General features: G+C 69.5%; 15 protein-coding genes. 10 read left to right on the top strand and 5 right to left on the bottom strand.

Translation table 11 applies throughout. The annotated features are described in order from the left end of the window. The first annotated feature begins 33 nt into the window (after positions 1–33). From M3330_RS06385 to M3330_RS06365, 5 genes are all read left to right on the top strand, one after another. A complete protein-coding gene (locus M3330_RS06385) occupies positions 34–642 on the top strand; it encodes a TetR/AcrR family transcriptional regulator (protein ID WP_255027694.1) in 609 nt (202 codons plus the stop codon). A 134-nt stretch (positions 643–776) separates the two neighbouring features. Next, positions 777–1,259, top strand: coding sequence for a nuclear transport factor 2 family protein (locus M3330_RS06380; RefSeq protein WP_024103220.1), 483 nt, complete (start codon positions 777–779; stop codon positions 1,257–1,259). Positions 1,260–1,273: 14 nt separating this feature from the next. Beyond that, positions 1,274–1,708, top strand: coding sequence for a glyoxalase/bleomycin resistance/extradiol dioxygenase family protein (locus tag M3330_RS06375; protein WP_024103221.1), 435 nt, complete (start codon positions 1,274–1,276; stop codon positions 1,706–1,708). Between the two features lie 25 nt (positions 1,709–1,733). Continuing rightward, a complete protein-coding gene (locus M3330_RS06370; RefSeq protein ID WP_006553831.1) occupies positions 1,734–2,405 on the top strand; it encodes a pyridoxal 5'-phosphate synthase in 672 nt (223 codons plus the stop codon). Between the two features lie 49 nt (positions 2,406–2,454). Then, positions 2,455–3,495 (top strand): enoyl-CoA hydratase/isomerase family protein, encoded by a 1,041-nt coding sequence (locus tag M3330_RS06365; RefSeq protein ID WP_064852187.1) that lies wholly within the window; start codon positions 2,455–2,457, stop codon positions 3,493–3,495. A gap of 34 nt (positions 3,496–3,529) precedes the next feature. Here the strand turns inward: M3330_RS06365 and M3330_RS06360 are convergent, their stop codons facing one another. Both M3330_RS06360 and M3330_RS06355 read right to left on the bottom strand, forming a co-directional pair. Next, a complete protein-coding gene (locus M3330_RS06360) occupies positions 3,530–4,180 on the bottom strand; it encodes a hypothetical protein (RefSeq protein WP_033098253.1) in 651 nt (216 codons plus the stop codon). Between the two features lie 95 nt (positions 4,181–4,275). Next, positions 4,276–5,985: a peptide chain release factor 3 gene (locus M3330_RS06355; RefSeq protein ID WP_006553834.1), complete on the bottom strand. Its 1,710-nt coding sequence runs from the start codon at positions 5,983–5,985 to the stop codon at positions 4,276–4,278. A gap of 205 nt (positions 5,986–6,190) precedes the next feature. Between M3330_RS06355 and M3330_RS06350 the strand changes: the two genes are divergently transcribed. Continuing rightward, positions 6,191–7,828: a fatty acyl-AMP ligase gene (locus tag M3330_RS06350; RefSeq protein WP_255027670.1), complete on the top strand. Its 1,638-nt coding sequence runs from the start codon at positions 6,191–6,193 to the stop codon at positions 7,826–7,828. A 55-nt stretch (positions 7,829–7,883) separates the two neighbouring features. On the opposite strand, the gene pth is transcribed toward M3330_RS06350, so the two are convergent. From pth to M3330_RS06335, 3 genes are all read right to left on the bottom strand, one after another. After that, positions 7,884–8,456 carry an aminoacyl-tRNA hydrolase gene (gene pth / locus M3330_RS06345; protein WP_006553836.1) on the bottom strand — a complete coding sequence of 191 codons (573 nt, stop codon included), beginning with the start codon at positions 8,454–8,456 and terminating at the stop codon, positions 7,884–7,886. 95 nt (positions 8,457–8,551) lie between these two features. Further along, positions 8,552–9,160: a 50S ribosomal protein L25/general stress protein Ctc gene (locus M3330_RS06340; RefSeq protein WP_255027668.1), complete on the bottom strand. Its 609-nt coding sequence runs from the start codon at positions 9,158–9,160 to the stop codon at positions 8,552–8,554. A 218-nt stretch (positions 9,161–9,378) separates the two neighbouring features. Then, a complete protein-coding gene (locus M3330_RS06335) occupies positions 9,379–10,557 on the bottom strand; it encodes an aminotransferase class V-fold PLP-dependent enzyme (protein ID WP_006553838.1) in 1,179 nt (392 codons plus the stop codon). A gap of 154 nt (positions 10,558–10,711) precedes the next feature. Between M3330_RS06335 and egtA the strand changes: the two genes are divergently transcribed. Genes egtA through egtD form a run of 4 tightly spaced genes read left to right on the top strand, consistent with a single transcriptional unit; the run spans position 10,712 to position 14,925 of the window. Next, on the top strand, positions 10,712–11,941 hold the full coding sequence (gene egtA / locus M3330_RS06330; RefSeq protein ID WP_183079160.1) for an ergothioneine biosynthesis glutamate--cysteine ligase EgtA: 1,230 nt from the start codon (positions 10,712–10,714) through the stop codon (positions 11,939–11,941). After that, the gene (egtB, locus tag M3330_RS06325) at positions 11,938–13,230 is read left to right on the top strand and encodes an ergothioneine biosynthesis protein EgtB (protein WP_039584572.1); all 1,293 of its coding nucleotides are present in this window, start codon (positions 11,938–11,940) and stop codon (positions 13,228–13,230) included. Before egtA ends, egtB begins: the two co-directional genes overlap by 4 nt. Further along, positions 13,223–13,972: an ergothioneine biosynthesis protein EgtC gene (gene egtC / locus M3330_RS06320; protein WP_006553841.1), complete on the top strand. Its 750-nt coding sequence runs from the start codon at positions 13,223–13,225 to the stop codon at positions 13,970–13,972. The genes egtB and egtC overlap by 8 nt, the downstream gene beginning before the upstream one ends. Then, positions 13,969–14,925 (top strand): L-histidine N(alpha)-methyltransferase, encoded by a 957-nt coding sequence (gene egtD / locus M3330_RS06315; RefSeq protein WP_033098256.1) that lies wholly within the window; start codon positions 13,969–13,971, stop codon positions 14,923–14,925. The genes egtC and egtD overlap by 4 nt, the downstream gene beginning before the upstream one ends. Positions 14,926–14,972 lie beyond the last annotated feature (47 nt).

Genomic DNA, 14,972 nt, shown 5'->3' with positions numbered 1-14,972 from the left:
AAATCGAGGAGTGGTCTGGCACACTTTCCCGACGTGACCGAAGCACCCGCACCGCGCCGCCGCGGACGCCCCCGCGACGCCGACCTGGAGGACCGCGTGTTCGACGCCGTGCTCGAGGTGTACTCCGAGACGAGCTGGCGTGGTTTCACGCTCGACGCGGTCGGACGACGCGCGCGGGTGGGGCGCGCCGCCCTCTACCGCCGGTGGTCGAGCAAGGACGACCTGCTGGTCCAGGCCCTCGAAGCGCGCAGCCCGCTGCCCGTGCCCATCGACACCGGCGCGCTCCGATCCGATCTCGTCGAACTCGCCCGGCAGCTGTTGCGCGGTTACCGGACCACCCCCGGCCTGGTGAGCCTGCGCGTCGCGCTCGACGCCCGTGCCAACCCCGAACTGCTCGCCCGGCTGATCCACACCCTCAACCGCAGCCGCGTGCTCGCGGCGCGCACGATCGTGCACCGCGCCGTCGAGCGCGGCGAACTCCCCGCCGACACCTCGGCGACGCTGCTGCTCGAAATGGTCACGGGCACCGTGCTCAGTCATGCCCTGTTCGCGTTGGCCAGCCCGCCCCAGAACGTCGACGACGACTACGCCGAACTCGTCGTCGACGCGACCATCCGCGCGCTGCGTCGTCCCGAGTCGTGACCGGCACGCCCTCCCGTGACCGAATCGCGATCGAATGCTGCCTGGTAACAGTGTGATTCCGGCCGTCTGCGCCAGTCGTCCGGGCTAGCCTGGAATGCGAATACTCGCAGGGGGGCGCCAATGGGAGGCCGACGATGGATGTGCAGGCGGTAGCGGAGATCACGCGGCTCAAATACCGCTATGCGCGAGCGCTCGATACGAAGGACTGGGACGAGCTGGCGAACACCCTCACCCCCGACGCACACGCCGTCTACGGGGAGCATCTCGTTTTCGACTCACGCGACGCCTTCATAGGTTTCCTCGAGAACACGCTGGGAACGCGCTTGATCACGGAGCACACCTGTTCCCATCCCGAGATCGACATCGCCGACGACGGCCGCAGCGCCACCGGGGTGTGGTTGCTGTCCGACACCGTGATCATCCCCGAGGACGGGATGATGTTGCGCGGCTCGGCCTACTATCACGATCGGTACAGCCTCGGCGACGACGGATGCTGGCGGATCAGCCGCACCGGATATCAACGCAACTGGGAGACGGTCACATGCATGGGCGACTCGCCTTCGGTCCGGTTGACGACCAATCGATGGGCGCTGCTGCAGCAACCGAAAGCGTCCTGAGCGGGAACGACGAGATGGTCTCGGAGGGTTCCGGCGATTTTCCCCGTCCGGGGGCGCTGCCCTATCTGACGGTGCCGCGGGCCCACGAGGCGATCGAGTGGTACACCCGGGTCTTCGGAGCCTCGCTGACCGCCGAACCGGTCGTCATGGACGACGGTCGCGTCGGGCACGCCGAACTGCGGTTCCCCAGCGGAATGATCTATCTCGCAGACGAATTCCCCGAACTCGGACTCACGGCGCCGCAGGAGGGGGCGGTCTCGGTGAGCCTGATGCTCGAGGTGGCCGACACCGACACCGTGCTCACCCGCGCCCGTCTGGCCGGCGGTTCGGTCGAGAGGTGGATCAACGAGGCCCACGGTCATCGCAACGCCACCCTGCTCGACCCCTTCGGGCATCGCTGGATGCTCGTCGGCCCCCTGACCGGCAAGCTGCCGCCACCTCGGGAGTGAGCTCCCGAATCGGTACCATGCGGCGATGAGTGAGATCGCGCGTCGCAGTGAGTTTCCCGATACCCGCGGCTGGATCCGGGCCCTGCCCACCCTCACGGCGTCCGCGCCGCCGTTCGCACCGGCCGCGACGCCGCAGGAGACCTTCCTCCGCTGGCTCACCGAGGCGGCCGAGGCCGGCGTCGCCGAGCCGCACGCAGCGACCCTGTCGACCGTCGACCCGTCCGGGACGCCCGACGCGCGCATGCTGCTGATCAAGGACGTCACCGACGACGGCTGGTGGTTCTCCGGCGACGACCGTTCCCCGAAGGGCCGCCAGCTCGACGCGACACCGGCCGCCGCGCTCACCGTGTACTGGCGCGAACTCGGCCGGCAGGTACGCGTGCGCGGACCCGTCCTGGCCGGCCCACCCGAGGTGTGTGCCCGCGACTTCCGGGAACGATCGGTCTTCGCCCGTGCCGTCGCATCCACGGGACACCAGAGCGAGGTCCTCACCGATTCCGCCGAGTACGACGACCTCGTACGGGAACGCCTGACCGCGCTCGAACACGATCCGGACCTCGTCTCGCCGCACTGGACGGCGTGGTGCGTCGCCGCTGAGGCCGTGGAGTTCTGGCAGGCGGATCCCGGCCGGCGGCACCTACGGTATCGCTACCGGCGTGCGGGGGACCGGTGGGTCACCGAGGAACTTCATCCGTGACGTGTCGCGTGGCCGGGACGAGTCGCCCGCGACCGGTAGGCTCCCGCCCGTGAACGAGTCCTTCATCCGCACACGCGTCGCCAACGGAGTCGGCGAAGTGCAACTCGACCGTCCCGGTGCGCTCAACGCGCTCGACCGGTCGATGATCCGCGACATCCGCTCGTCGCTTCTCGCCTGGCGCGACGACCCGGCCGTCACGGCCGTGCTCGTCACCAGCACGTCCGACCGCGCGTTCTGCGCCGGTGGCGACGTCAAGCCGGTGCGCGAGCTGGCCCTCGAGGGGTGCTTCGACACCGTCCGCGAGTACTTCGCCGACGAGTACCGCCTCGATGAGCTGGTCGCCACCTACCCGAAGCCGTATCTCGCGGTCCTCGACGGCGTCACGATGGGCGGTGGGCTCGGTATCTCGGTGCACGGCGCGGTGCGCGTCACCACCGAGAAGACCACGATGGCCATGCCCGAGACGGCCATCGGGTTCGTTCCCGACATCGGGTCGAGCCACTTCCTCCCGCGCCTGCGCGGCACCACCGCGCGGTGCGATGCGGTGGGGATGTATCTCGGACTCACCGGCGCCCGCATCGATGCCGGCGACGCGCTGGCCGTCGGCCTGGCCACGCATTACGTGCCCAGTGCCCGCATCGACGACTTCGCCGACCGCATCCGCGCCGGGCAGTGGCGCGACGCCCTCGACGAGTTCGTCGAACCGACCCCCGAATCCTCCCTGGCGCAGCGTTTCCCCGACATCGAGACGGTGTTCGGCGACGGTACGGTGCTCGACATGGTGACCCGCCTCGACAGCCTCGCCGACATCGACGCCGAGTGGGCCGAGCAGACTCGCACGGCCCTGCGGTCGTTGTCGCCGACGAGCGTGTGGGCCACGGCCGAACTGATGCGACGCGGTGCCGAGAGCACGCTCGAGGAATGCTTCGCCCGCGAACTCGACGTCGCTGTGCGCGTCGCTGCGACGCCGGACTTCATCGAAGGTGTGCGCGCCGTGCTCGTCGACAAGACCCGCGACCCGCAGTGGTCGCCCGCGACGCTCGAGGACGTCGATCCGGCGGCGATCGCCGCACTGTTCGGCGACGGATAACCCGCGACCTGCCCGTCTCTACCGGGCGTGACCTCTACCGGGCGTGACGCTGCGGTACCTGCAGGTCGACGACGATCGGCTGCCCACCGAGGGTCGCGTGGATCTCGGGCTTCTCGAGTCCACCGGCCAGCAGGTACTCGCCGAGCAGCGTGAGCAGTTCATCGTTGTCCGCTATCGGGTCGCCGTGCGATCCGGTGCTACGCGGGTCGCCGTGCGCTCCGGTGCTGCGGGAGTCGCGGGAGGTCAGTTCGTTCTGTGCGAGTCGCGCGGCGATACGCACCGACGCCACGCCCATCGAATTGCGCCGTGACGGGACCGGACCCGGTGCGGTGATCGTGCCCAGGCTCTCGGTGGCCGTCGGGGTCGTCGTGGTGGTGGCGGGCCCACTCGCGGAGCCGTTCGTGCCGGTGCTGCTCACCAGGGTCGTTCCTTCCTCGGAATTGCCGGCGCCCACCCCGCCGGCCGGGTCACCTTCGAGCGACGATGCATCCCCCACGCTCATGCGGTGTGTTCCGGGATCCGGCGTGCTCGTCAGCGGGGTACTGCTCGGAAGAGGAGTGCTCGGCAGCGGGTAGACGAAGGTGCCCGAGCGCTTCGCGCGTCCGGATCGCCTGCTCGTATCCGCCGTCCCACCGGACGACAGGTCCTCACCGGCTGCGGCCGGTACGTCGTCGTTCATCGACACAACTCCTGATTCCACCCGAATACGTCGGATCGACGAAAGGGAAAGTATCAGTAAAATCCGCTGGACGCACTACCCGTCCGGCATTGCCGGGACGCTCAGTCGGTCGCCGCGACCAACGGTTCGAGAGTCAGCTCCGGCAACTCCTTGAGGATGTACTGCAGCCGCCACTTGTCGCTGACGAGAGCGAGGAGCACGCCGTCCGACCGGGTGAACACCTCCACGCCGCGCTGGCGGTTCAGTTCGTCGGCCGAAGCCGCATCGGTGCGACGCGCGAGCGAGTAGCCGAGATGCTCGATCTTCGGGTCGACGTTGTACTCGGCCTTCATCCGCGCCGCGACCACCTCGAACTGCATCGGACCCACGGCCGCCATCACCGGCGACGCGTCGCCGCGGACGTCGTTGCGGAGGATCTGCACGACGCCCTCGGAATCCAGCTGGTCCACGGCCTTGCGGAACTGCTTGTACTTCGAGGCGCTCTCGGCCCGCAGGATCGCGAAGTGCTCGGGCGCGAACGACGGAATGGGCGGGAACTCCACCTTCTTGTCGATGTAGAGGGTATGCCCCGGCGCCAGCGCGGTGGCGTTGACCAGGCCGACGACATCGCCGGGATAGGCGTTCTCCACCGTGGAACGTTCGCGGCCGAAGACCGTCAGCGCGTACTTGGTGGCGAAGGGCTTACCGGTCTGCGCGTGCGTGACGACCATGCCGCGCTCGAACACACCCGAGACGACACGCATGAACGCGAGCCGGTCGCGGTGGGCGGTGTCCATGCCGGCCTGCACCTTGAACACGACGGCGCTGAACGGATCGTCGACCTCGCGAGCGGTCTCGTCGATGGCGAGACGGGCACGCGGTGGCGGTGCGAGCGTGACCAAGGTGTCGAGGATCTGCCGCACACCGAAGTTGAGCATCGCCGACGCGAAGATCACCGGCGAGGTCTGCCCGGCGAGGAACAATTCCTGATCGTGATCCTGGCCGTTGGACGACAGCAGTTCGGACTCCTCGGCGGCCTCGACCCAGGTGTCGCCCTCGAGGGCGAGCGCCTCGGCGGGGGACAGATGCTCCTCGGGCGCGATCTTGGCGCCACCGGCCGTGCGGGTGAACTTGATGTACTCGGCCGCGTCTCCGTCCTCGCCGCGACGCAGCAGACCGCGGAAGTCGCCGGCGATGCCCACGGGCCAGAACAGGGGAGTCGGCATCAGGCCGATGCGCTCGTCGATCTCGTCGAGCAGTTCCAGCGGCGTCCGGCCCGGTCGGTCCCACTTGTTGATGACGGTGACCACGGGGATGCCTCGGTGGCGGCACACCTGGAACAGCTTCAGGGTCTGCGGCTCGAGACCCTTCGCCGCGTCGATGAGCATGACGGCGGCGTCGACGGCGGTGAGGACGCGGTAGGTGTCCTCCGAGAAGTCGGAGTGACCGGGGGTGTCGACGAGATTGACGACGTTGACGACCTCGTCGTCGGTGCCCGCGACGTCCGAGCGGGTGTAGTTGAACTGCAGGGCCGTGGAGCTGACGGAGATGCCGCGGGCCTTCTCCATCTCCATCCAGTCGGAGACCGTCGACTTGCGGCCGGCCTTGCCGTGGACCGCGCCGGCCTCGGAGATGACCTTCGCGTGCAGGGCGAGCGCCTCGGTGAGCGTCGACTTACCGGCGTCGGGGTGGGAGATGACGGCGAAGGTGCGTCTGCGCTCGGCTTCGGCTCTGACCTCCTTCGCGGCCCCGGGCTTCGCTGTGCCGGAGGACTGCGCAGGCTCCGTCGTGCCGGTGGATTGACTGTCGGCCGAAGCGTGCGGGGTGCTCAACGGGAAAAACCTCTCGAAGGGGGCAGGGAGTAGGGGCGCTATCGCCGCCAACTCGTCCATGTTACTCGGCGATTCGGTGTCGATTTCCGCCAGATTCGATCACGTTTCCCCGAGGCCGCCCCATACCGACCACTCGACGGCGCACGCTGATGTGCAACTACCGGATCTTGATCGAGGTCGTGCACCACCGGACGAGGAGCGGGTCGTGAGCAGGTTCACCGAGGAGATGTACGCGACGGCGGAGTCGGACACCGGGGCTCTGGTCACCGGCGAACCGGATACGCCGTTGCGGCAGAACTGGGGAGAGATCCACCGGCAGGCCCGCCGCATGGCCGGCGCACTGGCCGCGGCGGGTATCGGACCCGGCGACGCGGTGGGTGTCCTCGCAGGACAACCGGTGGACATCGCACCGGTCTGCCAGGCCGTGTGGATGCGCGGCGGAAGCGTGACGATGCTGCACCAGCCCACGCCGCGCACCGACCTGCAGATGTGGTCGCGCGACACCGAGGTGGTCCTGCGGATGATCGACGCCCGCGCCGTCGTGCTCGGCGCACCCTTCGAGATCGCGGAGCCGCTGCTGCGCGAGCGGAGCATCTCCGTCGTCACCGTGGAGCGGATGCGGGAGGGGAGGCCCGTCGATCCCGTCGACACGGCGGAGTCCGACATCGTGCTCCAGCAGCTGACGTCCGGGTCCACCGGCTCGCCGAAGGCGGTGCGGATCACGCACGGCAACTTCTACGCCAACGCGACGGCGATGATGGACCGCGTCAAGTTCTCGCTCGACGACGACGTCATGATCAGCTGGCTGCCGCTGTTCCACGACATGGGCATGGTGGCCTTCCTCAGCGTCCCCATGCAGGTGGGCGCCGAGGTCGTGTCGGTCACGCCGCTGGACTTCCTGCGCTCTCCGATCCTGTGGGCGGAGCTGATCAGCAAGTACCGCGGAACGCTCACCGCAGCACCGAATTTCGCGTACTCGTTGCTGGCCCGGAAGTTGTCACAGGCGCCGGACGGCGCGCTCGACCTGTCGTCGATGCGCTGGATGTGGAACGGCGCCGAGCCGGTCGATCCCGACACGATGGAGGCCCTCGCGGAGGCCGGGGAGCGCTTCGGTCTCGACCCGTCCGCCCTCGCGCCCTCCTACGGGATGGCCGAGACCACGCTCGCGGTGTCGGTCCCCGATCCGGGACGCGGGGTGGTGCTCGACGTGGTGGACCCCGACCTGCTCGAGGCCGGCGGGATGGCCGTGCCGACCAACCGCACCCACACGCGCCGCATGCCCACCCTCGGCCGTCTCGTGGCCGGTCTCGAGGGCCGGGTCGTCGGCCGTGACGGACAGGTGCTGCCACCCCGCGGCGTGGGCATCATCCAGTTGCGCGGCGAGGCCGTCACGCACGGCTATCTCACCGTGGACGGACCCGTACCCGCGCAGGACGCCGACGGCTGGCTCGACACCGGCGACGTGGGTTACTTCACCGAGGAAGATCTCGTCGTGGTGTGCGGCCGGGTGAAGGACGTCATCATCATGGGCGGCCGCAACATTTATCCCACCGACATCGAGCGAGCGGCGGGGACCGTCGACGGGGTGCGTCCCGGCAACGCCGTCGCCATCCGGCTCGACGCGGGGGACAAGCGCGAATCGTTCGCGGTGGCCGTGGAGACCAAACTCTTCGACCACCCCGACGAGGTGCGCCGCATCGAACACGACGTCGTGCACGCGGTGGTCGCCGAGGTGGGCGTGCGGCCCCGCACGGTCGCGGTACTCGGTCCCGGCAGCATCCCGAAGACCTCCTCGGGCAAGCTGCGTCGCGGCACCTCGCTGGCACTGCTGACGCGGGCCTGACCACCGCGCCACGCGACGCCGCTGCGACCGCGCCGGCCTCGGCGGAGGCGGGCGGTCAGTGGATGCGGTTCTGGGCGCCCTCGAGGCCGAGCCTCAGCAGCAGTTCGACGGCGTCGGCGCCTTCCTCGCACCACACGTCGAGTTCCTTGCGTTCGGTCGCCGAGAACGGCTTGAGCACGAAGTCGGCGGGATCCTGGCGGCCGGGAGGGCGGCCGATGCCCATCCGGACCCGCAGGTAGTCCTTGGTGCCGAGCGCCGACGAGGTCGACCGCAGGCCGTTGTGCCCGTTCTCGCCACCGCCGAGCTTGAGCCGAATCGTGCCGAAGTCCAGGTCGAGTTCGTCGTGTAGGACGATCACGTTCGAGGGATCGACCGAGAAGAACTTGGCCAGGGAGGCGACCGGACCGCCGGACAGGTTCATGTAGGTGCGCGGCTTCGCGATGATCACCTGCCGCCCGTCGAGCCGGGCCTGCACGATGTCGGCGTTGCTGCGCTTGTGCGCGGAGAACTTGCCGCCGACGCGTCCGGCCAGCACGTCGGCCACCATGAATCCGATGTTGTGCCGGGTGTTCTCGTACTTCGGGCCGGGGTTGCCGAGACCGACCACGAGCGCGGCGTCGTCGCCCACGAACTGATCCTTCCGTGCATTCGAACGACGTGCGGCGCGCCACCCCGAAGGGATGACGCGCCGCACGAGTGACTTCACAGGGAGCCGGTGAAGGCTCAGGCCTCCTCGGAGGCCTCTTCTGCGGTCTCTTCGCCCTCGGCGCCTTCCAGGGCGTCGGCGGAGGGAGCCTCGACGATGTTCACGAGCAGCAGCTCGGGATCGTCCTGCAGGGTCGCGCCGGCGGGCAGCTCGACGCCACCGGCCAGGATCTGGGTGCCGGCCTCGGCGCCCTCGATCGAGACGGTGATCTCCTCGGGGATGTTCAGGGCGTCGGCCTCGAGCTTGATCGTGCTGACCTCGTTGACCACCAGCGTGCCGGAGCCGGCCTCACCGGAGAGGACGACGGGCACCTCGACGGTGACCTTCTCGCCCTTCTTCACGACGAGCAGGTCGGCGTGCTCGATGTAGCGACGGATGGGGTGGACGACGACCGACTTGGTCAGCGCGAGCTGATCCTCGCCGTCGACGTCGAGGGTGAGGATGGCGTTGGTGCCGTGGTTACGCAGCACGGCTGCGAACTCGAGGTCGGGGAGGGCGAGGTGCCGGGGCTCGGTGCCGTGGCCGTAGAGGACGGCGGGGACCTGGCCGGCGCGACGGGCGCGGCGTGCGGCACCCTTGCCGAACTCGGTGCGGACGCTGGCTACGAGACGATTCTCGTCGGACATGATGTGACGGCTCCTACGCTGGTGGCACTTGGTGGTCGGGTGTTCTCGAACGAACGGATCCGACACGTGCGACCGGGGAGCACATTGCTTCCGTCGCAGCCGCGTCGATCACGGTGATCCAGCGATATTGCGGTTCACCCTCGCCGAGACAACTCGAACCACTTTACCGGACGACGTCGATCAGGGACAAACAGCCCTGTCGTCGACGCGCGTGAGCTTCACGACCGGGCGATGTCGTGCACCGAGGCGAGGAACCTGTCGACGTCGGCGGGGGAGACGAAGTAGTGCGGCGACGCCCGCACCACCGACTGCAGGTCGCGCGAGGTCATGTCCAGCAGCGTCGAACTGCGGCTGCTGACCGTGACCGTCACGGACCGCTCGGCCAGGGCGTCGCGGACCTCCCGCGGGTCGCGGCCGTCCACGGTGAACGAGACGATGCCGCTGCGCTGCTCGCCGAGGTCGGTGACGGTGACGCCGTCGATGCCCGCGAGCCCCTCGCGCACGTGCCCGGCCCGGTAGGCCACCGCCTCGGCCACGGCGTCGACACCCAGATCGAGGAGATAGTCCACGGCCGCGCCGAGCCCGAGCCGGGCCGCCACTCCGGCCTCCCACATCTCGAAGCGGGTGGCGTCCGGAGCGAGTTCGTAGCTGTCGGCCGAGGTCCACGAGGCGCTGTGCAGGTCGAGAACGGCCGGTTCGAGTTCGCTCACCAGGCGCGGCCGCACGTAGAGGAAACCGGTGCCGCGCGGCCCGCGGAGCCACTTGCGCCCGGTGCCCGACAGTGCGTCGACGTCGAGTTCGGGCACGCTCACCGGCAGCTGCCCCACCGACTGGCACGCGTCGAGCAGCACGAGCGCCCCGACCGCGTGCGCGGCGTCGGCGATCTCCCGTACCGGGTTGACGAGCCCGCCGTTGGTGGGGGCGTGCACGACGGACACCAGCCGCACCCGTTCGTCGAGCATCCCCTCGAGCGCCTCGACGTCGACGCGGCCGGACGGATCGGACGGAACGACCTCGACGGTGGCGCCGGTCGCCCGCGCGCGCTGCAGCGCGGCGATCGCGTTTGCGGCGTATTCGGCCTGCGAGATCAGGATGCGGTCGCCGGGTCGCAGCGGCACCGCGTAGAAGAAGGACGTCCACGCCCGCGAGGCGCCGTCGGACAGCGCGAGGGAGGTCTCCGGCACGTCGAACAGGCGGCCGAGCGAGGTCTTCACGGCCGTCAGGTCGTCGAGCCGTTCGTCGGCCGCCACGTACCCGCCGATCTCGGCCTCGCGGCGCAGGTGCGCGAGCATCGTCTCGAGCACCGGTGCCGGGGGCAGCGACGAGCCGGCGCTGTCGAGGAAGACCCGGTCGAAGCATCCCGGTGTGTCGCGTCGGGCCGCCTGGAGGTCCAGCACGGGCCGCTCACCTCCTCCGTCGTCCGTATCGTCGGGGTCGAGCCTGCCCGGTGGAGTGCGTTCGCGCACGCACCGGTGCGTTATCCGCGCGTCGTGTCCCCCGGCGGGTTAGTCTCGACCGCAGACCTGGCGCACCGGCCGAGGGGGTGGACGAATGGCAATGGCAGTCGATGCCGCAGCCTCCCGTGCCCGCAAGGACCTCGGCTCCCGAGCAGCAGCGGAGGACCACGTCCGCAGCAGGGCATTCCGGCTGGGAATCCCCAGGCTGATCGGGGTCGAGCTCGAATGGCTCACCGCGCGGGCCGACGGCACCGAATCGCGTCCCGAACTCACGAGGCTCGTCGAGGCCCTCGGACCCCACGCGCCGCGCACGGTAGCGCCGTCGTCGTCGGCCCGTCCCCTGCCGTCGGGCAGCGCGGTCAGCGTCGAGCCGGGTGGTCAGATCGAGCTGTCGAGCGTGCCGTGCACTTCGGCACGGCAGGTGTGCGATCGGCTCACGGCCGACCTCCGCATGCTCCGGGCGTTGCTGGCCCGCCGGTCGGTGACCATGCTCGACCGCGCCGCCGACGAGGTGCGGCCTCCCCACCGTCTGCTGCGCACCCCGCGCTACGGAGCGATGGAACTCCGCTACGACCGGATCGGCCCGATGGGCCGGTTGATGATGAACAGCACTGCGTCCATACAGGTTTCCGTCGACGCGGGACGCGACGAGACAGAGGTGGTGCAGCGCTGGGAGTTGCTCCACGCCATCGGCCCGGCGATGATCGCGGCCTTCGCGTGCTCGCCCCGGCTGCGAGGTGCTCCGGAGGGCGACTGGGCGTCGCAGCGGATGCGCACGTGGCTCGAACTCGATCCCGCCCTCGGTCACGTCGACCATCCCGCCGACTACCCCGCGTGGGTGCTCGACGCACCGCTGACCTGCGTGCGTTCGGAAATGCCCGAATGGTACGCACCGCCCGGCGCCACCTTCGCGGCGTGGCTCGCGGGCGAGCTCGACGCCGACATCCACCGTCGACCCACCATCGACGACCTCGACTACCACATGACGACGCTGTTCCCGCCTGTTCGTCCGTGCGGGCATCTCGAGGTGCGTTATCTCGACGCCCAGCCGGCCGAGTCGTGGCAGGTGCCCGTCGCGGCTCTCGAGGCGTTGCTGTCGGCGCCCGAGGTCTCCGCGGAGGCGTGCGCGATCGCCGCGCCGGTGCGCGACCAGTGGTCCGAGGCGGCCCGCGTCGGTCTCGCCTCGCTCGAATTGCGTGCTGCCGCAGCGGGTTTGCTCTCGCTCGCGGCGGAGTCCTCCCGCGACATGCGGTTCACCGCGGCGCTCGACGCGGCCGCGGCACGGTGCCTGCGCGGTCTGGCGCCGGGTGAGGAGGTGCGGTGACACCTGCTCGTGTTGCGCTCAGGCGGCACCTCGAGCGGGCGCGTGCCCGCACCGAGGTACTCGCCTCCGTGCCGGAACAGGATCTCACCGCACAACATTCGCCGTTGATGAGCCCGCTGGTGTGGGATCTCGCGCACATCGCCAACCAGGAGGAGCGCTGGCTCGTGCGGGTCGCGGGCAGGCGCCCTGCGGTTCGCGGCGACATCGACGATCTCTACGACGCCTTCCGGCATCCCCGCGCGACCCGCACGGGGCTGCCACTGCTCGACCCCGACGCCGCCCGCCGTTACGCGCGTGCCGTCCGCGAGCTCACCTGGGATGTGCTCGAAGACAGTGCATTCGACGACGATCTGACCCGCGAGGGTTTCGTCTTCGCGATGGTCGCGCAGCACGAACAGCAGCACGGCGAGACGATGCTCGCGACGCACCAGTTACGGCAGGGTCCGCCCTTGCTCGACGCGCCGGAAGCGCCGCGCACCGGAACCGTCCGCGACACCGAACGTGTCCGGATCCCCGCCGGCGCATTCGAGATGGGCACGTCCACCGATCCGTGGGCCCTCGACAACGAGCGCCCGGCACACGTCGTCGAGGTGCCGGAGTTCGAACTCGACGCGGTGCCCGTCACCAACCGCCGTTACCTCGGGTTCGTCGAGGACGGCGGGTACGAGCGGCCCGAACTGTGGAGCGAGGCAGGTTGGCAGCACCGCCTCGACGCCCGTCTCGAGGCCCCGCAGTTCTGGAGTCGCGACGAAACCGGATGGAGCCGAACGGCCTTCGGCCGCACGATGCCGCTGCACCCGGACGAGCCGGTCGTGCACGTGTGCTTCCACGAGGCGGAGGCGTTCGCCCGCTGGGCCGGTGGACGTCTTCCGACCGAGGCCGAATGGGAGAAGGCGGCACGCTGGGATCCGGCCACCGGGCTCAGCCGCCGATTCCCGTGGGGCGACGAGGATCCCGGTCCCGACCACGCGAATCTCGGTCAGCGTCATCTCGGTCCCGCCGTCGTCGGCGCGTATCCGCAGGGAGCGTCACCGCTCGGGGTGCACCAGCTGATCGGCGACGTCTGGGAGTGGACGTCCACACCGTTCACCGGTTATCCGGGCTTCCGCGCGTTCCCGTACCGCGAGTACTCGGAGGTCTTCTTCGGCGACGGACACCGGGTTCTGCGCGGAGGCTCGTTCGGAACCGACGAGGTCGCGTGCCGCGGAACCTTCCGCAACTGGGATCTGCCGATCCGCCGTCAGATCTTCTCCGGGCTCCGCGTCGCGTACGGGACGGGCGATGTGTAGACATCTGGCGTACATCGGGCCGGAGACGAACGTCGCGGCACTGCTGTCCACCGGAACCAACTCGCTGCTCCGCCAGTCGTGGGCGCCCACCGACATGCGTGGGGGAGGCACGATCAACGCCGACGGATTCGGTGTCGGATGGTGGAGTGCCGAGGGCACCTTCGGGCGCTACCGGTCGGCGTTGCCGATCTGGTCCGATCCCTTCGTCGGTGAAGGCCTGACGTCGATACGGTCGCGCACCGTCGTCGCCGCGACCCGCTCGGCCACCGAGGGGATGCCCGTCGAACGGTCGGCGGCCGCGCCCTTCTCCGACGACCGGTGGGCGTTCAGTCTCAACGGTGTCGTCCGGGGCTGGCCGGGATCGCTCGTCACCCTCGCCGGCGCGCTTCCCGTCGCCGAACTGCTGCAGCTCGAATCACCGACCGATGCTGCCACGCTGTGGCTCCTGCTCCAGTCGCGCCTGCGCTCGGCCGATCCCGAGCCGGCGCTGATCTCACTCGTCCACGACGTGCTGGAACTCGCACCGGAATCACGGTTGAACATGTTGCTGTGCAACGAATCCGGGATCTGGGCCACCGCCTGGTACCACTCGCTGTGGACGTTCGTCGACGAGCAGGTCGCGATCGTGGCGTCCGAACCGTTCGACGACGACAGCCGCTGGAAACCCGTACCCGACCGGCATCTCGTCGCCGCGATGCCGGGCAAACTCATCGTCTCACCACTGGAGGTCGGTTCACCGTGATCGTCGACGTGCATCTGCGCCCCGAGGACCTCGACGCCAAACTGCGCGAGGACGCACGGCGCGGACTCACGTCCGATCCCAAGTACCTGTCGCCGACCTGGCTGTACGACGCGCGGGGCAGCGAACTGTTCGACGAGATCACGCGACTGCCCGAGTACTATCCGACACGCACCGAATTCGCACTGCTGCGACAGCACGCCGCCGACTTCGCCGATGCCGCCCGCCCCGAGATGCTCGTCGAACTCGGCTCCGGGTCGTCCGAGAAGACGCACGTGCTGCTCGACGCCCTCGAACCGTATCTCCACACCTACGTGCCGCAGGACGTCTCCGAACCGGCGTTGCGGTCGGCCGTCACCCGGCTGGCGGCGGAGTATCCCAACCTGACGGTGCACGGGGTTGTCGGCGACTTCACCGATTCGCTCACGCATCTGCCGGCCGGCGGGAAACGCGCGATCGCGTTCCTCGGCGGCACGATCGGCAATCTCGTCCCGAGCGAACGCGCACAGTTCCTCGCCGGGACGGCCGCGATCCTCCATCCCGGCGAGTGGCTGCTCCTCGGCGCCGGTCTCGTCATCGACCGCGACACCCTGATCGCCGCCTACGACGACGCGGCCGGCGTGACGGCGGAGTTCGACCGGAACGTCCTGCGGGTGCTCAACGACCGGCTCGGCGCCGACTTCGATCCCGCCCGGTTCGTGCACCGTGCCGTCTGGGACCCGGAGAACGAGTGGATCGAGATGCGCCTCGAGGCGACCGAGGCGATGGACGTGACGATCCCGGGTCTCGACCTGCAGATCTCCTTCGTCGAGGGTGAGCAGATCCGGACCGAGATCTCCGCGAAGTTCCGCCTCGTCGGAATCTCGCAGGAACTCGCCGACGCGGGATTCGTGGTCCGGCACGAATGGGTGGATCCGGACGGACGGTTCGTCCTGCTCGCCGCATCCCGGGAGTAGTCCTCGAAAGGCGGCCGACGAGCCGATTCGACTTCCGCCGCGCCCAC

The sequence above is a fragment of the Rhodococcus sp. GA1 genome (assembly GCF_024321955.1).
Classification (GTDB): Bacteria; Actinomycetota; Actinomycetes; order Mycobacteriales; family Mycobacteriaceae; genus Rhodococcus; species Rhodococcus pyridinivorans.
Note: the sequence above shows the minus strand (reverse complement) of the source record. Positions and strands in the feature narration are given on the sequence as shown.